Here is a 23,221-nt window from a genome sequence, read left to right as displayed (position 1 = left end):
TTGTACTTTGTGGATAAATTTTGCTAACATCGATATGTATTATTTTATATAACGATAATTAAGCATTCTGCTAAAAAATAAAAATATACTTTTAAAAACAAATAAATATCATTGACGACTCAAATTAATAACGACTTTTGATTGTGAGGAAAAGAATGAAAAAAATTATTGGAATTATCACCACTATCGTCATAATGGCGATGACATATTCAGCATCGGCAGTTGAAAAAGTGGCAGTTGAAAAAATCACAGTATTTGCCGCCGCATCATTAACAAATGCAATGCAAGATATCGCAACAAGTTATAAAACGGAACATAAAGATGCCGACATTGTGTTTTCATTTGCATCCTCATCAATATTAGCTAAACAAATTGAACAAGGGGCCCCCGTAGATATTTTTATGTCAGCCGATCAAAAATGGATGACTTACTTAATTGAGCATAATATTGTTAAAAACAAACAAGATCTATTGAAAAATGCATTAGTTCTTATTGCACCCAAAAATTCGCAAGTAGGTAACGTTTTAATTAATAGCAATACCAATTGGCAGGCGATTCTACCTAAAGGTGAAAGGATTGCTATTGGTGATCCTGATCATGTGCCTGCTGGGCTCTATGCAAAAGAATCACTCACCAACTTAGGCGTATTCGACAAATTATCACCGCAATTTGCCCCAGCAAGTAATGTGCGTGATGCTTTGATGTTAGTAGAACGTAACGAAGCAGCGCTTGGTATTGTCTACAGTACTGATGCCAAAGTAAGTGATAAAGTAAAAATTGTTGGAACGTTTCCTGCAAATACATTCAAATCGATTGAATACCCAATCACGTTATTAAACTTAAAAGCGAACGATTTTTATCAATATTTAAATTCACCACAAGCAAAAGCTATTTTTGAAAAATATGGTTTTATAATTAAGTAGTTTACGCTGGTGAAATAATACAATATAACTATGTCATTAAAACAATTATGTTATTAAACGAATTTGAATGGCAAACCTTGCTACTTAGTTTAAAAATAGCCTTTGCTGCAATTGGGTTTAGTTTACCCATTGGTATTTTAACAGCTTGGATATTAGCACGCTGTCAATTTTGGGGTAAATCGCTATTTGACAGTATTGTACATCTTCCTCTTGTTTTACCACCAGTAGTTTTAGGCTATTTATTACTAATCACCATGGGGCGACACGGTGTAATTGGTGAGTGGTTAAATCACTACTTAAATATCAGCTTTGGTTTTAATTGGCAAGGTGCTGCTTTAGCTTCGGCTGTGGTCGCCTTTCCACTCACGGTACGCTCAATTCGTTTAGCCATTGAGTCAATTGATATACGTCTTGAAAATGTGGCTAGAACCCTTGGTGCTTGTCGATGGCGAGTATTTATGACAATCACGTTACCCTTAGCCTTTCCGGGGGTTTTAATGGGAATAGTGCTAGGTTTTGCTCGTTGCTTAGGGGAATTTGGTGCCACAATTACGTTTGTATCAAATATTCAAGGTGAAACCCGTACGCTACCGCTTGCCATGTACACAATGTTACAAATTCCCGATGGCGAACAAGGTGCATTACGGCTTTGTATTATTTCTATCATGTTATCGCTAATTGCACTATTTTTATCTGAATTATTAAATCGGTGGCATAAAAATAAACTTGCTGGACAATAAATTATGTTAAAGATACAGGTTAGCAAACAGCTTGCTTCGTTTTCGTTCCAATTCAATCATAATATTGATTGTCAAGGTATTACTGCTATTTTAGGTGTTTCGGGATCGGGTAAATCAACCCTAATCAATCTTATTAATGGATTAATTAAACCAGACCAAGGTTATATCGAACTAAATAACAGACCACTAGTTAATTGTAATAAACACCTTTTTGTTGCGCCAGAAAACCGCCAAATTGGTACCGTTTTTCAAGATGCATTACTCTTTCCCCATTATACAGTGACTAAAAATTTGACTTATGGTGCTAAAAATATCGAATCGTCAAGATTTGACGAAATCGTAAATGTGCTTAATATTCGCCCACTATTAAATCGTTATCCAGCTATGCTATCAGGTGGTGAAAAACATCGCGTAGCAATTGGTCGAGCACTATTAACAGATCCTTTACTGCTATTGATGGACGAACCACTTTCTGCACTTGATATGCCAAGAAAGAAAGAACTATTAACCTATATTAATAAATTAGCTAACGAATTAAATATACCTATTATTTATGTTACGCATAATATTAATGAAGTTAAACAAATTGCTAACAATGTCGTCATTTTAGAGCAAGGAAAGCCTATTGAGTTTGGTAAAACCAGCCAAGTTTTGCAAAGTAATTATTTAAAAGAGTGGTTATAAAGTTCGAAAAGATCGCTATTTTGCGCTTGTTTAACATATGTCACCCCATCATGCCATGCGCCAAGGACTAGGCGAGTTACTGGGCGACCATTTATTTGAAAGTGGTGAGTTGCTGGTTTGTGTGTATGGCCATGAATCATAATATCGGCATTATGCGCCATCAACATATCAACTACCGCTTGTTGATTTACATCCATAATAGATTCAGATTTAATTTGATTATGCTGACTACTTTTTTTCCTTAACTTAGTGGCAATTTTAAGTCGAATAAACAGTGGCAAAAATAAAAATAGTTTTTGTAACCATTTATTATGCATCACTTTTCGGAATTTTTGATATTGAAGATCATCAGTGCACAGTAAATCGCCATGTAAAAAAACAACATTTGTTTCTTGATTAGGTAAACAATTAACCTCTGGTAATAAGGTCATATCACACTGCTGAGCATACTTTTTGCTCAACAAAAAATCACGATTACCATGAACAAAATATTTTTTGATATTACGTTTTGATAAAGATTGTAGCGCTTGTGCAACCTGGTAATGTAAATTTGTTTTTATATCATCACCAACCCAGTAATCAAATAGATCGCCTAAAATGTAAAGCTCACAATTGTCAGGTAGTGCATTTAGAAAAGACAAAAAGCCTGCGGTTATATCACTATAACCAAAAGCAGGCTCATTATCGGCTAGATGAATATCAGCGATAAAATAACGAACAGGATTATTCAACCGTTACACTCGTAATAACAATATCTTCCATAGGGACATCTGAATGCATACCACTGCGTCCTGTTTTAACGGCTTTAATTTTATCAACCACATCAAGACCGTCTACAACTTGTGCAAAAACGCAATAGCCATAACCATTAACATCAGCAGAACGGAAGTTAAGATAATCATTATCTACTACATTGATAAAAAATTGAGCTGTTGCAGAATGTGGATCAGATGTACGAGCCATGGCTAAAGTACCGCGATCATTCTTTAAACCGTTATCAGCTTCATTTTTAATAGGAGATTTGGTTTTTTTCTGCTTCATACCGGGTTCAAAACCGCCGCCTTGAATCATGAAATTATTAATAACACGATGAAAGATAGTATTGTTATAAAAACCGTCTTTGCAATATTCAACAAAATTTTTAACTGTTTCTGGCGCTTTGTCATCAAAAGTTTCGATTTTAATATCACCTAGATTAGTGTGAAATATAATCATAAAAAATTCCTTACTCTCTTCTTTAATTTAACGTAAATAGATAAATTCCAAACAATGAGATTACATTAATTTTAACTACATTAATTTTAGTTACTTGCTAAACTTTTCACAAGCTTCAAGCGTGTTACTCATCAACATAGCAACAGTCATAGGACCAACACCACCAGGAACTGGGGTTATCCAACCAGCTCGATTAACGGCAACATCAAACTCAACATCACCAACAAGTTTACCATCAGGCAAGCGATTAATACCAACATCAATAACAATTGCCCCAGGTTTAATCCATTCCCCTTTAACATAGTTAGGAATACCGACTCCTGCAACAACAATATCGGCATTGCTAACATGTTTTGCTAAATCAACCGTACGGCTATGAGTAATGGTGGTTGTGCAGCCTAATAATAATAACTCTAACGCCATAGGACGACCAACAATGCTAGATGCCCCAACCACTGTGGCATTTAAACCTGATAGATTAATACCTGTTGATTCAAGCATTTTAACTACACCATATGGTGTACATGGTCGCAAAATAGGGTCACGTTGTAATAAGTGCCCAATATTGTAAGGATGAAAACCATCAACGTCTTTACTTGGTTCAATATGTTCAAGAACCTTGGTTTTGTCAATATTATCAGGCAAAGGGAGTTGCACTAAAATACCATGCACATCTGGACGTTGATTGAGTTCATCAATTAATGCTAACAACTCATCGGTAGTAGCCGATGGGAAATCATAAGCAAAAGAAACAAAACCAACATCGTCGCACGCCTTTTGCTTATTTTTGACATAGATTTTTGATGCAGGATCTGAACCTACTTGTATAACAGCAAGTCCAGGAACAGATAAGCCACTTTCAACACGCTTGTTGACTTTGCTGGCAATGTCATTACGAATTTGTTGCGATAACGCCTTACCATCAATTATTTGTGCACTCATAAGCATAAGTTTCCGTTTAGCTATCATAGTAAAGGCGTCATTTTCGCAAAAGTTTTTATTAATGTCTATTTACTTGTGAATGGATTGTTTAAGTTGCGTTAATATTTGCTCATATTGCCCATCAATATCGGTAATAACCGAACAAATATGAGCATCAAACGCCTTTAATTTCGGTTTTTGTGCTTTCCACTCATTTTTGGAAATTTTCTTGATTGCCCCTAAGTTTTTGAAAAAATCCAAATGTAAAATACTGCCACCCACAACATTATAAAAAATGCGTTGACCAATATCTTCTCCATCTTTTTTTAGATTATTAAAATTTTGATAAGAAAACCGCGTATAGCCATTTTCTGTACTAATTGAACCATGTAGCAACTTAACTAAACGTTTATATAATTTGTTTAATTCATTTTTTAGTTCACTATCATCGCTAAGTTGATTTTTTATTGCTTGTTCAAAAGTTATTTTAACTTCTAACAATAAGCTTAACGACTGTTTCTCTAACAGTGGTAATTGTTGACGTAAATCTTGTTGAAAATAGACCAATTTTTTTTGTAATGGCTGATTTGGTAAAATTGATCTGTTATTTAAAACCACATTACCATTTGGCATGATAGTTAAATCATCTTTTTTATTAAAAATATGCACGCTTTCTTTATTGATGGTAATATCATAGCTAGGTTTAACCGCACACTCTTTTTTTGCAGCAAATGCAATGATAGGCAGTAATAAAGTAATCAATAATAATCCTTTTAACATATTCATATCCAGCTATTTAATTAATAATGATTATCAAAACTATAAGATAATAAACATAATAAAATAGAATTTAATATCAAGTCATACAAGGAATTTTTGACATATTGAGCTTAATAAAGATACTTACAATGTTATAAAAAGGAAAATATTTTTATATCTATAAAAATTTGGCCTAATGCATTAGTTGATTTACTACAAAAAATTTTAAAAAAATAAAAAGCTATCATTTTTATTATGTAAGTGGCATTTATAGAAAAATTATCGTCAAAAATAATGTATTATTTTATTTAAAACTAACGCTAGTTCAGATTCCCCCCCAAAATCCTAAAAATTTCAAATAATTCAGGAAAAATTATAAAGATTTAGAGCACTATCTTAGCTATTCAGAATAAATCAACTATTTGTTTTTAACATTATTAAATAATGTAGCTTATTGTTATTAATTCTTGCTTCCAAAATTTCACTACAATTTAAATAAAAACCATAAATATTAGTAAATACTATTGATTCTTGGCATTAAAAATTGAATCTCGATATATAAAAATAAAATCCTTGTAACTCTAAACAAGGATTTTTTGCAAATCATAACTATTTAAAATTACATCCTAATATGTCCCATATCACTTTTTATATTCTACCCTTACCTTAAAGCACTAATGATTTCAGTTTTTTTATGCAATTTAATCATTAATTATTTATCCTTTACATGCAACCAAATGCTGATATTTCATATCGTAAGTATTTACATTTCCTGCCCTAGCATCGCCAACAAACATATAATAATTCTTAGTATGTATATTTGATGACCAGTAAAATGCTTTTCCATCCATTGCATTTGCAAAATCTCCCCATTGAGAATTAGGATAACTTTTAATATCACTATATCCCCATTCAGCAAATACTCCTCCTCCAATTGCTCGAGTAAATGTATTAGGCATTCCCTGCCAACCTGTATTAGGAGCAATACTATTTTGTGGAGAATTGGTAAACATTGATAAAGAAGGAAGATTCTGTACTCCTCCACATCGTTGCTTTGCAGCTTCCCAACCCATATAATTGCTACCCTGAGGAATTAACCAAACTAATGTTGGGTTAAACGTGTAATCATGATAAACCGCTGTATCCCTTTTTAGGATCGCCCGTATAGTAACATTTCCTGTAGGTTTATTCCTTAATAATACAATACCATTATCATCAATTGACACACCACTACCTGGGTTACTAATTATTCGATAAAGATAATCAGTTTGAGCCCCTGTCATTACTAATTGAAATTTAGCTCCTGGAAAACCTGTAGTAGGAAACTTATTTGATGAAATTGTCGGATTAGCTTTAAAACCATAATTTGGTACATAATCATCAGTAAAACCACCTCCATGAATAGGATGTGGCTTTGTATGATTTTCATCATTCCAACTTTCTGATCCTCTATCACTATTATAACCAATCCATTGTTCTTTAGGGCGAGCAATAATTCCATTCGGTTTAGCATAACACAATTCAGACATTGCTGCTATTTGGTAACTTTTGGATAATGTTATTGACTCACCTTCATCTGGAATACCATACGCCGAGTGCGCTTTGACATCAGTTTTAATAATAAGCCTTAAAGGCATAGCATAACCACTGCCACAACCGATAATATTATTAAATGGATCACTGGTTTCGGTTTTATTTATTCTTATACCAGAATTGTCATACCATTCATATGTCGTTTGTTCTATTAAAAAAGGGATATTTCCATCTGCATCATCGCCATCTATATCGCTATAATTATTAATTCTATCCAAGTTTTGTGAAGTGTATGCTACAATCTCGAAATCATTAAACCTTAAATTCCCATTAAATTCTTTAATTTCATCGGCTTTTATATTTCCAGCCGCTTCGCTATAAAAAGTACCACCCACTCTAAAGCCTTGTTTATCTGCACTGTTTAATGCGACGACTTTAGGTGCATTACCGACAATAAAATGGGCCGATGTTGCGGAAAGTATTGCATAAGCTGAATTCACTATTACCAACTGCAATAATAAAAATAATATCAATTTAATTAAGTTCCACTTTAAATGAACAATAAGTACCGTGATTTTATCTGTTAGGTTTGAATTGTAATAGATGTGTCTAAAATGAGAAAATAAAACTAAAGATGAAAAGTTTGACTGAAACATAAAATGAAAACAACAATTGCCCGATGCCAGATTTAAGACCATATTTTTATCACTCCTTATACTCATTTTTATCGATTTATTTATATTATATAATTAGTTAGTTTTATGAAATATGAAAAATTACACTGTACTGTATAAACAAAACTTAATTAAAGGTATTATAAGAAAAAAATATTTTCTTTTGCTTATTTTTTTGTAAATTTTTGTTAAGCATAGCTAATGGTATAATGATGAATTTCAATACACGGAATTATTTTAATGTATTAACGTTATATTATAAAAAAGATAAGTATATTAAAGCCGTCATAAATAGCACCCAAATTTCTTCTAACCCTATAATTAATAGGTACACCCTATTAAATTAACTATATTTAACAACTTTTTTTTAATTAAAAGTAACGTATAGTAATGACATATTAAAAACAACTTATTCGAGGTAACAAATGTATACTGTAATTTTTGGACGTCAAGGTTGTCCTTATTGTGTTCGAGCTAAAGAGTTAGCCGAAAAACTATCTCAAGAGCGTGATGATTTTTCTTATCGTTATGTGGATATAAATGCTGAAGGTATTACTAAAGAAGATCTTTCTAAAAGCGTTGGTAAACCTGTTGAGACAGTACCACAAATCTTTATTGATGAAAAGCCAATCGGTGGCTGTACTGATTTTGAAGCCTATGCAAAAGCGCATTTAGGACTTTTTAAAGAATAAATAACACGCAATTTTTTGCTAAAAGCCACCTTTAAGTGGCTTTTTTATTTTATCTTCCTGGTAACTTTTTCCAAGTCACTTCATTACGTAAATAAGTTGGCTCAACATCTTCAACATTCACAAGTTCATTCTTTTGCCATTTATTCTTAGCAAGAACAACAAGATCTTGGGCATGAGGTAATAAGATGTCGCTTTGTTTTACTCCATTAATCATATCAGGATAAGTTTGCCAACCCGTACCTGCACAATAATCATCTTGACTAATATGCTTCACCGTTTCGATTACTTTTTCAGGTCTAATAACACACTCAGCAATAACCGCTTGCCATTGTTCGTTAACATAATGATATTGACCTAAATAGACCTCATTCATTCTAGCATCAATTGCGGCAATAACACTTGTTGCTTGTGTTGTTCGATAAACACCCTGCGCCAAAGTCATTAATGTTGATACACCTATCATGGGTTTATCAATACCTAATGCTAAGCCTTGAGCCACGCCAATACCAATTCTAACCCCTGTAAAACTACCCGGACCTTGTCCAAAAGCGATTGCATCAACTTGCGTAAGTGAACAGTCTGATTGTTTAAGAAGTCTGTCAACCATCGGTAATATTTGTTTCGTATGATCACGTGCCGATACAATAAAATCGTGAGTGATTTCGTTACGGTAGAGTAAAGCTGCCGAACAAGCTTCTGTTGAGGTATCAATGGCTAAAATAGTACTCATGTTTTTTCCAAAATATTTTATCTATTATCATTTAGCTTTTAGTTGTTAAAAAGCTTATAACTTTCTTTATATCCCGTGTTCTTGGTGACGACGGTAAGCTATTAATAAATGTTGCACCATAGGGTCGCATTACTAAACGATTATCACAAATAATAACTGCACCACGATCATTGTGATGACGAATTAATCGCCCTACACCTTGTTTTAAGGTGATAACAGCTTCCGGCAATTGTACATCATTAAATGCATCCCCTCCCTGCATTTGACAATCTTCCATACGAGCTTTAATTAACGGATCATCAGGCGAGGTAAACGGCAATTTATCTATAATAACACATGAGAGTGTATCACCTCTAACATCAATCCCTTCCCAAAAGCTGCTGGTAGCAATAAGTAACGCATTGCCAGTATGAATAAACTGTTCAAGCAATTTAACTTTACTGGTTTCGCCTTGCACGAGTACGGGTAATTTGGTTAATTCTCGAAACTGTTTAGCCAGTGCATTCATCATTGCGTATGAGGTACACAAAAAGAAACAACGTCCATTATTAGCTTCAATAACGGGCAATAAAATATTGGCTAATTTTTCAGCGTTACCTTGTTCGTTTGGTGATGGAATATAACGTGGAACACACAAAATCGTCTGATTAATATAATCAAATGGGCTTTCTAATATTAGCGAATCAGCATTAGTTAGCCCTAAACGTTTAGTAAAATAATCTAATTGATTATCAACCGATAACGTTGCAGACGTAAAAATCCAACTACCTTTACGTTCAGTAAGTAATTCTGTAAATTTATCAGCCACAGACAGCGGTGTTAAAGCAAAGATAAAGGAGTTATAGCTACTTTCATACCAGTAACTAAAACCTGTTATATTGGTTTGCTGTAATCGCTTTAAAAGCATAGTATATTGCTTAATGCGTTCAAGACAGTTGTCTAACGTTGTCGAACGTCCAACGGCTAATAACAAAACTTCGTGACAAAAATCTAGTGCATCGACAAGATAAGAAATCTCTTTTTTAACCGCTTCTTGGTTAAATAAAAACCGTAAATTACCTTTTGGTGGCTGTTGACTAATAACAATTCGCAAGTCTTGCGTACACTTTTGTAGTTTATCAGCACATTGCTGTAGCTGAGACATATCTTTGACTTCGGTACGATAAGCTAAATTAATTTCTTTTGCTAGATCAAAAAGTTGACGGCTGGTTAGCTGTTCTCCAAAATAGTGACAAGCAAGATCGGGTAATTGATGGGCCTCGTCAAAAATCATAACATCTGCTTTAGGAATTAGTTCACCAAAACCGGTATCTTTTACCACGACATCAGCTAAAAACAAATGATGGTTAACCACAACAATATCTGCATTTAAAGCTCGTTTGCGCGCTTTGACAACATAACAATCACTATAATGTTCACAATCACTTCCTAAACAATTATCATTTGTGCTTGTTAATATTGGCCAAATAGAATTATCTTCTGTGACAGTTGTGCATTTGCTAATATCCCCGTCTTTGGTTTTAATCGACCAATTTTTAACACGCGCTAAATCAGCGCGTAACTGCTTATCAAGGTCACCTGCTGCTGCATATTGATGATACATTCTTTCTAAACAAAGATAATTAGCTCGACCTTTAAGTAGAGCTATTTTGCCTGTGTAATTTAATGCTTTTTTTATTATTGGTAAGTCTTTGCTGAATAACTGTTCCTGTAAATTTTTAGAGCCAGTTGAAAGTATTACTTTTTTATCACTACGCAGTGCGGGTACTAAATAAGCAAAAGTTTTACCCGTCCCTGTTCCTGCTTCAACCACAAGAGAATGCTGTTTTTTTATTGATTCAGAGACTTTACTTGCCATATTGCGTTGTGGCTCTCTTGCCACAAACCCCTCTATAGCCTTAGCAAGTAAACCATCCTCTGCAAAATCATCAATCACTTAAATATACCCAATAAAAAGCTAAGTTCAACACACCAATAAAATTAAGAAAATATATTCTAAGAAAAATAAAACGTTATGAAAATATAATGACTCATTTCCAAAATGAGGTGAATTTATTATTGCTGAATTGAATAATTAACAATGCAAATAATTGCCGTACTATACCAGTAACAAAGAGAAAAAGATATATAGGTATATTTTAAGACGAATACGGTTGTTTTTTATTTTGAACATTACCCATTAAAAATAGATAGTGTTCAACGCTTAAAAAGCTAAATAATCAATAATAAATTTATTTTGCCAGTTTGGTTTTCAAATAAATTAAATAATGCTTAATTCCCGATAAATATTTTTTCTGTTTAAACATTAATCGAGAATAGGCTCGTATTGAAGATGTTTTTTTACAACTATATAAAGGCAGTTCATCATTTTTCCATGGCGATTTTTGCAAATAAAAATCGAATAATCTTGAACGATAAGGCTGATGCCAAGGTTTATTTTTAGTAATATAATGAATTAATACTGTATCGTCTGGAACTTTCGAATCTTCATTACCATTTATTGATAACGCTAGTAGATTATTATATTTTTTTGCTAATATGATTCTTTTTTCACCTATTGCAATATTTAATACGTCTTGATCTGGATATTGATATTTTTCACCACTATTTAATAGCGTTAGCGTTTTAGTTGTAATATCTTCCTGACACCAAAGTGGAATATTAATTAACATAACTCCTGAATTGAAATACGTACCAAACATTACGTGATATTTAGCACATTGGGACTCTTGCATATAGGGGGCATCAGCAACAGCGGCAACGACTGCTGAATCTAAATTAGTATTATAAATAAATGCTAAATTTTGAATACAGAGTGTATCACTATCAATATAAAGCAACCTTTCAGTAACATCTTTTAAAATTATCGGCGCAATTAATCGAACACAAGCTGAAATAGGAAACTGTTCAGTATTTCTGGAATCTATTTTAAACTGATCATTAATGACATATTCGGTGATAGAAACATCACCTGATTTAATATCTGCAAATTTTTTTCTATTCTCTTTTGAAATATTATGTGTAAAAAGATGAAAATGAATCTGCTGGTTTTTGTTATTTTCAATAACAGAGATAACGTCGACACCTGCCGATAGCGCATAATTATTATCAAAACATAATAAAATATGTAATACAGGTGTATTATTTAATGAATTACACAATAATAATTTATTTCGTTTATGAATAAACTTGTCAACATCAATCACACAACTAATCCTTAATGCTTTTTGAACGCTTTATGTTTCAAATACAATAAATAATACTTACAAGCAGAAAAATATTTATGTTGGCTTGCAAGAAGTTTAGCGTATCGCCTTGTTGTTGAAGGGGCATTTTCGTTGGCAAGTAATAATTTATCTTTTGCCCATGGCGAGGAAGCGATATAACTTTGATAAAGAGGTGTTATATAAAGCTGGTACCAAGGTTTATTACCCGTTACATAATGAATAATAACGGTATCTTTACTGATAAGATTGTCTTCTTGTCCACCAACCGTCAATGAAGTTAAATTATTAAAACAACGAGGTAAAAATACGGTTTTTCCTTGCATTAAAATGTTTAATACATCCTGATCAGCAAACTTATATATTTGACCACTATTAATCATTGCAAATGCTTTGTCTGTAAGATTGTTTTGCACCCACATATCCGTATTAATATAAATCATCCCTGCATTAAAATATTCACCTAATGGAATATTACAAGCGGTACATTGTTTTTCTTGTGTTTTATCAACATCAGGAACAACCGCAGAATATTTATTCGTTAAATCAGTGTTAATTAATTCATTAAGATTACTAGTACATAAGACATCACAATCCAGATATAAAACCCTAGAAGTCACTTTATGTAAAATTTGTGGAACAACAAATCGTAAACACGTTGATGCCGAAACATGCAGCACTAAAGTATCAGGATTAATAGAAAAATCATCACTAATTTCATAACAAATTATAGTCACATTTTCTTTACTTAGTTGATTAAACCTTATGATTTTCTCATTCGATACGTTATTAGCAAATAAATGAAAAACTAAGTTTTTATCTGGATTATTTAAAATGACTGAAGACATAGCAATACCCGCTGGCATTGCATAATTATCATCAAAGCAAAAAGCGATATGTGTAGACTGTAAGGATTCTATGGTATTATTAAATAATGTTGTAATTTTACTGATAAAAAGGTTTTCTTTCATCGTATACTTTTTTAAAACCATGATTAAAAATTTGTAATATTGTAACATACGTTAAATTAAACAATGAAGTAATAATCAATTTTATATTGACATATCCTGTTAGTAATGACTAAATAACAGCGTTAAGTTTTAAAGAGCATTAGAAATGGATAAGAGTATTAATATTGCATATTGCACAGATTCAAATTATCTTGAACATGTAGGTGTTTCAATTACCTCTATCATACTTAATAATATGCATAATGATATTCATTTTCATGTTTTTTTATATGATGTAACTATAGAAGAACAAGAAAAATTACAACAAATTAGCTCATCAATTACTCTCTATTCAATTCCTGCCGATGAATTAAATAAGTACTCAGATACAAAAAATAACAAAGTACAACATATTAATCGATCAATGTATATCCGACTGTCCGTTCCAAGACTATTACATGGCATTGTCGATAAATTTATTTATTTAGATGCGGATGTGTTATGTTTTACTGATATATCTCCAATTTTAAATACCAATATAGATTCAGTTATTTGTGCAGTAACACCGGACTCACTAGATGAACAAAATATGTTAAAAAACCAAGAAAGACTTGAGTTAACTTCCGATTGTTATTTCAACTCTGGTTTTTTATATATAAATGTTGATAACTGGATGAAGTTTGATACCGAAAATAAAACGAATAAAATATTATTATCATTAGAACAAAAAGAATTAATTTATCCAGATCAAGACGCATTAAATATAGTTTTACAACATCAAGTATTATTGATCGATCCGAATTGGAATTATTTATTTACTTGGATGGATGATAAACAAAAAGAAACATTCTTTTATAATAAAAATACGTTACCATACATTGTTCATTTTACTGGCGCACGAAAAATGTGGTATCAAGAACACACTGGGCTTGCGCAAAATATTTATTGTTTTTATAAGCATTTTACGCCATGGGCAAATAGTCCACTTGAAAGTTATAAGCATAAAATGCGCATTAATGACTATCGTATTTATGCCAAAAATAATATGAAAGAGAAAAAATTTGCGACAGCCTTAAAGTATTATTTGCTTTATTTAGTCTATAAATTTAAAAATTAAATCTAACTCACTTAGATATATTTACCAATTGCCCCTATTAAATTATCAGGATCAATCTTTTCCATACTATTAACATAAAAAACAATTTGTTTTCCATTTATATCGTTGGGTGACCAAATATGACTATTTACTTGCAAGTTAAGATTCGGGGTGTATTTTTTTATATATTTTTTATCTAAAAATAAATCTTGCTGTAAATATTTATAATTACTTAATTCTCGACTATAAACAGATTTCAAACTATTTGAGTTAGGAGGCGGTGGCTCCATATAAATTGAAATACACTTAGTTGAAAAAGCTGAAGCAATATGTACTATTGATGTATCAACACTAATAACTAAATCTGCTTTTTTTATTAAAGGAATGACATCAGAAATTGTAGGAGACTGAAATTTAACACAATCTGGTATAACTAATTTATCAAATTTTTTACCTTGACCAATTAATATTATTTTATAATCTTGATGGCAGTTTTTTAATAAATCACACAACATTTTAATCTGATGCACAGATAAACAACGATAGTTTGAACTACCATAGGGGTTTATTACGACAAATTTATTTTGGGGTTTAATATTATGAGTAATAAATATGTCCACATTTTTTTCTTTAACAGAATCAATAAAAATTTCGTAATTAAACGAACTATGTTTAATATTAAGGTATGTTAAATAATATTTAAGTTGATTTGTAACATGATCTTCTGGCTGATAATAAGGCAAAGAAATATTGAATGATTTTATATTGCTTTTATTGTAACTAAGTAAATGTGTACTTCTCACAAAACAACAAAAAAACAAATGTTTTATATCTAATCGCCTGTGAAATCGTGCATCAATTGCCAAGTCAAACTCATATTTTCTAACCATTTTTAGTGAGTTAATTAACTTGCCCAAACTTTTATCATTATACAAAAAACAACCCGTTATATGTGGATTGTTATCTAAAATTTCTAAGCTACTTTTTCGAGAAGATATATAAACTTCATATCCTTTATCAGCCAAATATCGGATAAATGGTGTTGTAACTATCATATCCCCAATACAATCATTTCTAATAACAAGTACTTTCTTTATCTTACTAGTATTAAATAGTGTTTTTTTCTTTTTCAAAAAAATAGTAAAAATAAACAAAACTTTTATATATAAAATATATTTAATTTTTTTAGTAATAAAATTACGTTTCCAATTTAACTGCCGCAATTTTTGCTTGAAATCCATCAAAGTTATTCTCATTCTTTTGATCAATTTTTTATAATTTTTCTATTTCTAATTTTAATTGTTCGAGCATGATACTAATATCAAGATTCGCTATGGGATCACCAAGCCCTGTACCTAAATTATCATTAGTAAATATTTGTTTTGCATTAGGATAATTTGGCGCCCAGACAAAATTATTAATAAATACATTATCAATCATCCTATTGTTATAAACACAAAGCATTTTTTTATCATAAATAGAAGCAATATGTACAATTGAAGTATCAACAGAAATCACTAAATTTGAAAACTTCACCAAAGCTACACTTTGAAAAAAAGAACCTAATGGGTTAATAACAATATTTTTTTTAGTTTTAATATGAGAAATTGTACTTGGTTCGCCAATAATAATTGTTATGCAATTATCATATTGAGACAAAAACGATAAAATGATATCAATTTGGGAATTAGAAAAACTTCTCGCCTGATTTGAACCATATGGGTTGAAAATAATGATATTTTTTTTTGAAGTAAGAAAAGGATTTATAAAATCTCTCGCTGAAAATTCGGCTTCTGTTGGAATATTAACAAAGTACTTTATGGGAGCTGATTCAATACTCATTAATTCAAGTATTTTTTGGCTTCGTGTTGAAATATGTGATTTGTATTCTTGATAGAAAATTGATGTATCATATAATTTATATTTTTCTTGATTAAAACCAATCGTATGTAATGGATTAATAGCTTGAATTATTTGAGCACGCCTTACACTATTTGGGCCTTTATCGACAAGATCTATTACAACGTCAATCTTTATATTCTGTAATTGTTCTTCTATCTGTTTTACACCTTTATTCCTATCGTAGGACAAAACACCATCCACCAAAATAAATTTATCAAAAAGAAAGGCAATTCTCTTTTCTACTACTACATATACTTTAAAATTATTTTCTCTGAGATAATGAATTAAATAGGAAGTGACTATTGCATCACCAATTCCTTGATCATTCATCAGAATGGCTACAGAACGATATTGTTCAAGAATAAAAGTCGATCGTTGTTTTTTTTTTCGATTTATTAATGCTAATTTAATAGCCAATTTAAAAGGTTTTATCTTTAAATTTCGTTGCCTATTTAAGTATTTAATACATTCTAGTAATTTATTTGCCATTCCTTTCAATATCCTATAATGCAAAAATCATCTATATTAAATCACAAAGTTTCCTTGGTATAATTTTGCATATAAACCATCCATTGATAACAACGTTTGATGGTTGCCTTGTTCAATAATTTTACCATTATCAATTACCAATATTTTATCTGCATTTTCAATAGTTGATAGTCGATGTGCGATCACTATTGATGTCCTCCCTTTCTGAAGATCGTCCAGGGCTTTTTGAATTGCTTGCTCTGATTCGGTATCTAAAGCTGAAGTGGCCTCATCAAGTATTAAAATTGGCGTATCTCGTAATAAAGCTCTTGCGATTGCAATACGTTGCCGTTGACCACCAGATAATAGCACACCACTTTCTCCCACTATTGTATTAAATCCATTTTCAAGTCCTATAATAAAATCATATGCATACGCTTTTTTAGCAGCTTCTTCAATTTCTTCTTGAGAATATTCGCCTACTTTTCCGTAAGCAATATTATTTGCAACAGTATCATTAAATAAATGCACGTTTTGTGAAACTAATCCAATTTGATTACGTAAACTATATAAAGTTAAATCTTGAATATTATTATTATCGATTAAAATTTTACCTTCACTTATATCGTAAAAACGAGTGAGCAAACTTGCGATAGTTGTTTTTCCTGAACCAGATCGTCCAACTAAAGCAACCGTTTTACATGGCTCTACTAAAAAACTAATATCTTGTAGTGCTGGCTCTTGTCTATTTTCATAGGTAAAAGTCACATGTTTAAATTCAATATTGCCTTTAACCCGCTCAATATTGATTTTTCCATTATCCTTCTCAATTGGTTGTTCAAAAATAGCAAATAACGTTTGACAAGCCGCCATACCTTTTTGAAAATCTGCATTAACACTGGTTAAGCTTTTTATTGGTTGCATTAACGCTACTAGTGAAGAAAAAACGACTGTAAATTGTCCTGGGCTAATGCTTAAATCAGGATTACTTGCCATTAACAAGACAAAAGCGATAGCAAACGAAATAATAAGTTGAACAATTGGTGTTGATAATGCTGAAATAGAAACTAATCTCATACCATCTCGACGAAATTTATTATTTACTTTATCAAAGTTTTTTGACTCTTCATCTTGAGCTCCAAAAAGGATAATTTCCCGATGACCTTTTAACATCTGTTCAACAGACATTGTGACACTGCCCATTGAATTTTGCATATTTTTGGCTAAACGTCTAAATTTCACAGAAATAAAAGTAATTAACCCAATAACAATTGGCGTAATGATAATCAACGATAAAGACAACTGCCAACTATTGCTAAACATAGTATAAAATAAACCACAAATAAACGCTGATTCACGTACTATTGTTATCAAAGCATCTGATGATGATGAGGCAACTTGATCAGTATCATAAGTAATACGAGACAACAACCTTCCTGTAGAGTTTTGATCATAAAAACTGACTGGTGCATTAACAAAATGATTAAAAAGGCGCTGACGAATATTAAGTACAATTTTAGTAGAAATCAAAGATAAAAAGAAAGCATATCCATAATTTGCAATACCACGAAGCAACACTAGCCCAAAGATATAAAAAGGCGCCATCATCAAAAAATGCTGATCATTTTCAACAAATCCTTTATCAAGTAAAGGCTGTAACAACGCAATAAGAGAAGTATCGGCAAACGCACTAAAAATAAGCAAAATTATTGATAAAAACAGAATAAACTTATGTTTAGCAATATAAGGCCATAACTTAGAAAACGTCTTCCATGTGGATATGTCTCGATCAATATCGTTGTTTATTGATTGATTATTATTTTTTTTCATAATATTTTTTGCTTTAAGAATTAAATTGCATTTGATACATCTTGGCATAAATGCCATTTTGAAGTAATAATGAACTGTGAGAACCTTCCTCTATTACCGAACCATCATCAATAACTAGTATACGATCAGCTTTTTCAATTGTTGACAATCTATGTGCAATAATAATTGAGGTTCGATTTTTCTGTAAATGCTCTATAGCCTGCTGAACAAATCGTTCAGATTCATTATCCAATGCCGAGGTGGCTTCATCAAAAATTAAGATAGGGTTATCGCGTAAAAGTACTCTTGCTATAGCGATTCTTTGTCGTTGTCCACCTGATAATAAAACACCATTATCACCAATCTCAGTATCCAACCCATGTTCTAATTTTTCGATAAACTCCATTGCATTAGCTTGTTTAGCGGCATTAATAACATCCTCTTGAGTATATTGATTTTTAGCACCATAAGTTATATTTTCAGCTATCGTGCCATTAAATAAATGAACTTTTTGCGAAACATAGCCTATTTGCTTACGCAATGAAGCAAGTGTATAATCGTTAATATTAATACTATCTAGTAGTATCTCGCCTTTTTGTATATCATAAAATCTAGGGATGAGGCTTGCTATCGTTGATTTACCTGCACCTGAACGTCCTACTAAAGCAACCGTTTCGCCTTCTTTAATTTTAAAACTAATATTAGTTAAAGATGGTGATGTCCTTGTTGGATAAGTATAAGTGACCTGACAAAACTCAATATCACCTTTTGCTCTAATTAACTCAATTTTTCCATTGTCTTCTTCAAGTGGTAAATTTAAAAGCCCGAATAGTGATTCGCAAGCAACAGCGCCTTTTTGTAATTCCAAATGAACACTAGTTAACTCCCTCAAAGGGCGCATTACCGCAACCATAGCAGAAAAAACAACAGTAAATGATCCCGGTGTAATATCTAAAGTTTGACTTGCAACAAGAAATAAAATTAATCCTAAAGCCAATGTAGCAACTAATTGAATGATCGGTGTTGATAAACCTGATACAAGTACAATTTTTAAAATGCTTTTCCTAAAAATCTTATTGATTGAATAAAAATTTTCTTTTTCATATTTTTGAGCATTAAAAATTAAAATTTCTTTATGCCCTTTCAACATTTCATCCGCAGCAGTTGTAATATTACCTATCCCTTTTTGCATAGAAACAAGTGTATTTCGAAATTTTTTTGCAATAAATTGGGCTATAAAAATAACTAACGGTACAACAATAATTAAAACTAAAGCTAATTTCCAATTACCATAAAACATAACGATACATAAACCGATAGCATAAGCAATTTCCCTTACTAAAATAATAAGAGCATCAGATGAAGCTTTTGATAATAATTGAGTATTATAAGTGATTACAGTGACAAGCTCACCAATAGGATTCTTATCAAGAAAACTGGTGGGACTTTTAACTAAGTGATTAAAAATCAACTGTCTAAATTTGGTTACAACCTTACCAGATAACCAAGAAAGACAATAAGTAGAACAATAGTTAGATAATCCTCGTAATGCAATTAACCCTATAATACCAATCGAAAAAAGAATTAATAACTCATAATTTTTATCCATTAACCCGTTATCTAATAGGGGTTTTGTTAACGAGATTAGTGTTGCGTCAGTTGCAGCATTGATCAAAAGTGCAATAATTGCAACAATTAACGCTTTTCTATGTGGATTAATAAACGGCCACAATTGTTTAATGGTATTCAATGAGCTATATTTATTAGACATAATAAAGTAAAAAAATTAATCAGAAGAGTGATTATACTATACATAGTCTATTAATTTGAAATTTTATTACAACTCTTTTCAACTAGAAAAAATTTGTTTTATCTATATAATGAAGTAATATTAAGTAAGTTTCTTAAATGATTCTTACAATATTAAATACTTGGTTAAGTAATCAGTTATTAGATAATAATTAATTTAAAACGATGTGATAGGAAATTGACTATGTATTTCGATGCAAACAGAATCATAAAAAAAATGATAATATTTGGAGCTAGAAATAACAATAACGTTAATCAACTAGACATCGCATATGGCATTGATAAAAACTTTTTTTTAGGTTGTGCCACTTCTATTACTTCCATTTTATTAACTAACCCTAGTTTATGTTTCAGTTTTCATATATTCACAAATTACATTAACAATGATCTTGAAAAAAAACTAGAGCAACTTACCGATAACTATAGGACAACCATAACAATTTATTTAGTTGATGACAATGGATTATCATGCTTACCAACTACTAAAAATTGGACAATTGCGACCTATTTTAGATTTATTGTGGCAGATTATTTTTATGGAAAAATAGATAAAATTCTTTATCTCGATGCCGATATCATATGCAAAGGTTCATTAAAAGAATTATGTACGTTAAATTTTGATAATAATATCGCCTATGTAGTGACAGAAAAAGATCCAATATGGTGGAACAAATGTGCTATTCGACTTGATGAGCATAAATTATCGTCAGGTTACTTCAATGCAGGATTTTTGCTAATTAATCTGAAAAAATGGCAAGAATTTAATGTAAATAACAAAGCATTAGAGTTACTTTCCGATTCAAATCGTTCAGGGAAACTCACGCATTTGGATCAAGATGTATTAAATATTATATTGCTAGAAAAAGTTAAGTATCTTGATAGAAAATATAATCAACAAGTCAGCATTAATTACGAATTAAAATATAAATCAAACATTAACTGTTACTCACCCATTTCAGATGAAACAATACTAATACATTACATTGGACCAACCAAACCATGGCACAAATGGGCTAGAGATTATAAATGCTCACAATACTTTATTGATGCTAAATCAGCATCTCTATGGAAATCAACACCTCTTCTATCGGCCATGACAGCGACACAAATGAGATATTGTGCAAAGCATAAACTGCATCAGAGAAAATTATTATCTGGTTTTATTTGTTATATAATATATTGTATAAAAAAAATAAAACACTAATAACATAATTTTTATAAAAAATTATTAGTAATTGTGTTTAACATTGCATCTGGACTATATTGATGCAAAATATCTAACGTAACAGGTGTAAACTTAGATTTCAAAAAAACTTCAATATTTTTATAATTTTCATCATCAAGAACAAAAATTTGCTCTGGCGAATAAAAATCATATTTTTTTATAGATTTATTAGTCGTAATTAATTTTTTATTAAATAAAATAGCTTCTATCGCTCTTAATGTCACACCTGTTTGACCAATCTGTCCTATTTCTAAAATAATATCACTTTGCTTTACCTTTTCTATATTTTCGAAATAGCTAATCTTTTCCCCTAATTTATAATGACAAGATTGTTCTAGTGAATGAGTTGTTTGTGTTGATTTATAATTGATTAAATTAAAATCTGTTTGATAACCATTTCGGTTTAATATAGGGGCAATTCTATTAATAACTTTGACTCTATTTTCCCAATATTCTCCTATAAAAAAGCAAGTTTTTATAGTATTACAAAAATGGTTAGAATTTACCCTCAATTCTTTCATCTCTGAAAAAGTAAATGGTAAAAATTGATTTAAATATGTAAAATTGTACTTTCGACAATCATCAAAATCAAAGCTATAAATCTTGTCAAAAAATGGGGTTATTTTATCCACATAATCTTCATGTTGACATAACCATTTTTTTTTGTTTTTCATGCTATGATTTAATACTTCAATAGTATCACGCAACACTAAAACTTTATGACATTGAAGATTTTTGACTAAGTCAATGAATCCAGAAATAGCAAAACCGCTACACAATAAAATATCATCAGATTCTAATGACCTTAACTTTATGAATTGGTGGAGTTTGATAAACCATTGTCTAGGTAGTTTCTTTCTATCCAATATAAGATTAATATCTCTAAAATGTTTCATTAATTTATTAAAAAGAACAACATCATATTCAGATTTTAAGACATTAACCATATGCTTTTCATAATCAGCATTCCATTCAGCAAAATAAATAGTCATTGAATAGCCTAAATAGATTTAATCTTAGAAATACAAGAAATTAATTTTTCTTTCCAATTTGAACCTGATAAATGGTATTTTTTAATTTTATCCATACTCATCGCAGAATATAACGGTCTTTTAGCTTTAGAGGGAAAAGATTGAGAATTAATTGGGGAAACAACAGGAATCTGAAATAATAAATTTTGATCTAATGCTATATCAAAAATATTTTTAGCAAATAAAAACCATGATGTAGATTCATCACCACAATAATGATAAATTCCGCCATCAGCATTTATTTCTATAAGCTGAATAATTACTTTTGCAATATCTCCAGCATAAGTTGGATTACCAATCTGATCATCTATAACCGACAGTTCTGATTTCTCGCCTGCTAACTTAAGCATAGTTTTGACAAAATTATTGCCATACTCACTAAACACCCAGGAAGTTCTAATTACAATCGTAGAAGAATAATTATCTAAGACAAACAATTCACCTGCTCGTTTAGTCTCACCATAGACATTAATCGGATTGGTTAAATCACCCTCTAAATAAGGGGAACTTTTTGTACCATCAAAAACATAATCAGTCGAAACATGAACTAGCTTTGCATGATATTTTTGGGCAGCAATTGCTAAATTCTTAGGACCGAGAGCATTAACTCTATAAGCTAATTCATATTCATCTTCGGCCTTATCTACTGCTGTATATGCTGCAGCATTTACAATAACATCAGGTCTATGCTCGGCAATAAAATTATCGACAGCTAATTTATCAGTTATATCTAGTTGTTGACTGCTAGTAATAAGTAATTGCCAATCTGTAGGGTAAATATCTTTAAAACATTTCCCTAACTGGCCATTAGCGCCAGTTAATAAAACTTTCATCAA

General features: G+C 31.1%; 21 protein-coding genes. 6 read left to right on the top strand and 15 right to left on the bottom strand.

Annotation, left to right across the window (positions count from 1 at the left end):
• Positions 1-155 precede the first annotated feature (155 nt).
• From modA to modC, 3 genes are read left to right on the top strand one after another with little or no spacing between them, the layout of a single operon-like run.
• A complete protein-coding gene (gene modA, locus GQ594_RS09420; RefSeq protein WP_160412510.1) occupies positions 156-923 on the top strand; it encodes a molybdate ABC transporter substrate-binding protein in 768 nt (255 codons plus the stop codon).
• A 47-nt stretch (positions 924-970) separates the two neighbouring features.
• Complete coding sequence (gene modB, locus GQ594_RS09415; protein ID WP_160400037.1) at positions 971-1,663, top strand: molybdate ABC transporter permease subunit; 693 nt, start codon at positions 971-973, stop codon at positions 1,661-1,663.
• A 3-nt stretch (positions 1,664-1,666) separates the two neighbouring features.
• Positions 1,667-2,347, top strand: a complete 681-nt coding sequence (gene modC / locus GQ594_RS09410) for a molybdenum ABC transporter ATP-binding protein (RefSeq protein ID WP_160412511.1) — start codon at positions 1,667-1,669, stop codon at positions 2,345-2,347.
• Here modC and GQ594_RS09405 read toward each other — a convergent pair.
• From GQ594_RS09405 to GQ594_RS09385, 5 genes are all read right to left on the bottom strand, one after another.
• Positions 2,326-3,078, bottom strand: coding sequence for a UDP-2,3-diacylglucosamine diphosphatase (locus tag GQ594_RS09405; RefSeq protein ID WP_160400039.1), 753 nt, complete (start codon positions 3,076-3,078; stop codon positions 2,326-2,328). The two genes, modC and GQ594_RS09405, sit on opposite strands and share 22 nt — an antisense overlap.
• On the bottom strand, positions 3,071-3,562 hold the full coding sequence (gene ppiB / locus GQ594_RS09400) for a peptidylprolyl isomerase B (protein WP_160400040.1): 492 nt from the start codon (positions 3,560-3,562) through the stop codon (positions 3,071-3,073). The genes GQ594_RS09405 and ppiB overlap by 8 nt, the downstream gene beginning before the upstream one ends.
• 90 nt (positions 3,563-3,652) lie before the next feature.
• Positions 3,653-4,504 carry a bifunctional methylenetetrahydrofolate dehydrogenase/methenyltetrahydrofolate cyclohydrolase FolD gene (folD, locus tag GQ594_RS09395; protein WP_160400041.1) on the bottom strand — a complete coding sequence of 284 codons (852 nt, stop codon included), beginning with the start codon at positions 4,502-4,504 and terminating at the stop codon, positions 3,653-3,655.
• 69 nt (positions 4,505-4,573) lie between these two features.
• Positions 4,574-5,263, bottom strand: a complete 690-nt coding sequence (locus GQ594_RS09390; RefSeq protein ID WP_160412513.1) for a DUF2884 family protein — start codon at positions 5,261-5,263, stop codon at positions 4,574-4,576.
• A 695-nt stretch (positions 5,264-5,958) separates the two neighbouring features.
• Entirely contained in the window at positions 5,959-7,473 is a 1,515-nt protein-coding gene (locus GQ594_RS09385; protein ID WP_160412515.1) for a hypothetical protein, read from the bottom strand.
• Between the two features lie 401 nt (positions 7,474-7,874).
• Between GQ594_RS09385 and GQ594_RS09380 the strand changes: the two genes are divergently transcribed.
• Positions 7,875-8,141: a GrxA family glutaredoxin gene (locus GQ594_RS09380; RefSeq protein ID WP_091119919.1), complete on the top strand. Its 267-nt coding sequence runs from the start codon at positions 7,875-7,877 to the stop codon at positions 8,139-8,141.
• Positions 8,142-8,190: 49 nt separating this feature from the next.
• Here GQ594_RS09380 and tsaB read toward each other — a convergent pair whose 3' ends face one another.
• The 4 genes from tsaB to GQ594_RS09360 all read right to left on the bottom strand — a co-directional run bounded on the left by tsaB (position 8,191) and on the right by GQ594_RS09360 (position 13,066).
• Positions 8,191-8,871: a tRNA (adenosine(37)-N6)-threonylcarbamoyltransferase complex dimerization subunit type 1 TsaB gene (gene tsaB, locus GQ594_RS09375; protein ID WP_160412517.1), complete on the bottom strand. Its 681-nt coding sequence runs from the start codon at positions 8,869-8,871 to the stop codon at positions 8,191-8,193.
• A gap of 31 nt (positions 8,872-8,902) precedes the next feature.
• The gene (locus tag GQ594_RS12360; protein WP_160412519.1) at positions 8,903-10,807 is read right to left on the bottom strand and encodes a helicase C-terminal domain-containing protein; all 1,905 of its coding nucleotides are present in this window, start codon (positions 10,805-10,807) and stop codon (positions 8,903-8,905) included.
• 295 nt (positions 10,808-11,102) lie between these two features.
• Positions 11,103-12,077 (bottom strand): glycosyltransferase, encoded by a 975-nt coding sequence (locus tag GQ594_RS09365; RefSeq protein WP_160412520.1) that lies wholly within the window; start codon positions 12,075-12,077, stop codon positions 11,103-11,105.
• Between the two features lie 11 nt (positions 12,078-12,088).
• Positions 12,089-13,066: a glycosyltransferase family 8 protein gene (locus GQ594_RS09360; protein WP_160412522.1), complete on the bottom strand. Its 978-nt coding sequence runs from the start codon at positions 13,064-13,066 to the stop codon at positions 12,089-12,091.
• 145 nt (positions 13,067-13,211) lie between these two features.
• Here GQ594_RS09360 and GQ594_RS09355 point away from each other — a divergent pair, with 145 nt between their 5' ends.
• On the top strand, positions 13,212-14,162 hold the full coding sequence (locus tag GQ594_RS09355) for a glycosyltransferase family 8 protein (RefSeq protein WP_160412524.1): 951 nt from the start codon (positions 13,212-13,214) through the stop codon (positions 14,160-14,162).
• Between the two features lie 11 nt (positions 14,163-14,173).
• Here GQ594_RS09355 and GQ594_RS09350 read toward each other — a convergent pair whose 3' ends face one another.
• The 4 genes from GQ594_RS09350 to msbA (GQ594_RS09335) are packed head-to-tail and all read right to left on the bottom strand — an operon-like array spanning position 14,174 to position 20,091.
• The gene (locus GQ594_RS09350; RefSeq protein ID WP_160412526.1) at positions 14,174-15,382 is read right to left on the bottom strand and encodes a glycosyltransferase family 9 protein; all 1,209 of its coding nucleotides are present in this window, start codon (positions 15,380-15,382) and stop codon (positions 14,174-14,176) included.
• 31 nt (positions 15,383-15,413) lie between these two features.
• Positions 15,414-16,532: a glycosyltransferase family 9 protein gene (locus tag GQ594_RS09345; protein WP_160412528.1), complete on the bottom strand. Its 1,119-nt coding sequence runs from the start codon at positions 16,530-16,532 to the stop codon at positions 15,414-15,416.
• 36 nt (positions 16,533-16,568) lie between these two features.
• A complete protein-coding gene (gene msbA, locus GQ594_RS09340) occupies positions 16,569-18,341 on the bottom strand; it encodes a lipid A ABC transporter ATP-binding protein/permease MsbA (protein ID WP_202112557.1) in 1,773 nt (590 codons plus the stop codon).
• 13 nt (positions 18,342-18,354) lie between these two features.
• Positions 18,355-20,091 (bottom strand): lipid A export permease/ATP-binding protein MsbA, encoded by a 1,737-nt coding sequence (msbA, locus tag GQ594_RS09335; protein WP_160412530.1) that lies wholly within the window; start codon positions 20,089-20,091, stop codon positions 18,355-18,357.
• A gap of 222 nt (positions 20,092-20,313) precedes the next feature.
• Between msbA (GQ594_RS09335) and GQ594_RS09330 the strand changes: the two genes are divergently transcribed.
• On the top strand, positions 20,314-21,333 hold the full coding sequence (locus tag GQ594_RS09330; RefSeq protein WP_160412533.1) for a glycosyltransferase: 1,020 nt from the start codon (positions 20,314-20,316) through the stop codon (positions 21,331-21,333).
• A gap of 11 nt (positions 21,334-21,344) precedes the next feature.
• Here GQ594_RS09330 and GQ594_RS09325 read toward each other — a convergent pair whose 3' ends face one another.
• Complete coding sequence (locus tag GQ594_RS09325; RefSeq protein WP_160412535.1) at positions 21,345-22,346, bottom strand: hypothetical protein; 1,002 nt, start codon at positions 22,344-22,346, stop codon at positions 21,345-21,347.
• Positions 22,347-22,354: 8 nt separating this feature from the next.
• Positions 22,355-23,218 (bottom strand): dTDP-4-dehydrorhamnose reductase, encoded by an 864-nt coding sequence (gene rfbD / locus GQ594_RS09320; protein ID WP_160412537.1) that lies wholly within the window; start codon positions 23,216-23,218, stop codon positions 22,355-22,357.
• Between the last annotated feature and the right edge of the window lie 3 nt (positions 23,219-23,221).

Origin of the sequence: Gilliamella sp. Pra-s52, from assembly GCF_009795805.1 — a bacterium.
GTDB lineage: Bacteria > Pseudomonadota > Gammaproteobacteria > Enterobacterales > Orbaceae > Gilliamella.
Note: the sequence above shows the minus strand (reverse complement) of the source record. Positions and strands in the feature narration are given on the sequence as shown.

Coding starts and splice junctions, on each gene's coding strand:
- modA (WP_160412510.1), top strand. CDS start 156: ATGAAAAAAATTATTGGAATTATCACCACTATCGTCATAATGGCGATG.
- modB (WP_160400037.1), top strand. CDS start 971: ATGTTATTAAACGAATTTGAATGGCAAACCTTGCTACTTAGTTTAAAA.
- modC (WP_160412511.1), top strand. CDS start 1,667: ATGTTAAAGATACAGGTTAGCAAACAGCTTGCTTCGTTTTCGTTCCAA.
- ppiB (WP_160400040.1), bottom strand. CDS start 3,562: ATGATTATATTTCACACTAATCTAGGTGATATTAAAATCGAAACTTTT.
- folD (WP_160400041.1), bottom strand. CDS start 4,504: ATGAGTGCACAAATAATTGATGGTAAGGCGTTATCGCAACAAATTCGT.
- GQ594_RS09390 (WP_160412513.1), bottom strand. CDS start 5,263: ATGTTAAAAGGATTATTATTGATTACTTTATTACTGCCTATCATTGCA.
- GQ594_RS09385 (WP_160412515.1), bottom strand. CDS start 7,473: ATGGTCTTAAATCTGGCATCGGGCAATTGTTGTTTTCATTTTATGTTT.
- GQ594_RS09380 (WP_091119919.1), top strand. CDS start 7,875: ATGTATACTGTAATTTTTGGACGTCAAGGTTGTCCTTATTGTGTTCGA.
- tsaB (WP_160412517.1), bottom strand. CDS start 8,871: ATGAGTACTATTTTAGCCATTGATACCTCAACAGAAGCTTGTTCGGCA.
- GQ594_RS09360 (WP_160412522.1), bottom strand. CDS start 13,066: ATGAAAGAAAACCTTTTTATCAGTAAAATTACAACATTATTTAATAAT.
- GQ594_RS09355 (WP_160412524.1), top strand. CDS start 13,212: ATGGATAAGAGTATTAATATTGCATATTGCACAGATTCAAATTATCTT.
- GQ594_RS09350 (WP_160412526.1), bottom strand. CDS start 15,382: ATGGATTTCAAGCAAAAATTGCGGCAGTTAAATTGGAAACGTAATTTT.
- GQ594_RS09345 (WP_160412528.1), bottom strand. CDS start 16,532: ATGGCAAATAAATTACTAGAATGTATTAAATACTTAAATAGGCAACGA.
- msbA (WP_202112557.1), bottom strand. CDS start 18,341: ATGAAAAAAAATAATAATCAATCAATAAACAACGATATTGATCGAGAC.
- msbA (WP_160412530.1), bottom strand. CDS start 20,091: ATGTCTAATAAATATAGCTCATTGAATACCATTAAACAATTGTGGCCG.
- GQ594_RS09330 (WP_160412533.1), top strand. CDS start 20,314: ATGTATTTCGATGCAAACAGAATCATAAAAAAAATGATAATATTTGGA.
- GQ594_RS09325 (WP_160412535.1), bottom strand. CDS start 22,346: ATGACTATTTATTTTGCTGAATGGAATGCTGATTATGAAAAGCATATG.
- rfbD (WP_160412537.1), bottom strand. CDS start 23,218: ATGAAAGTTTTATTAACTGGCGCTAATGGCCAGTTAGGGAAATGTTTT.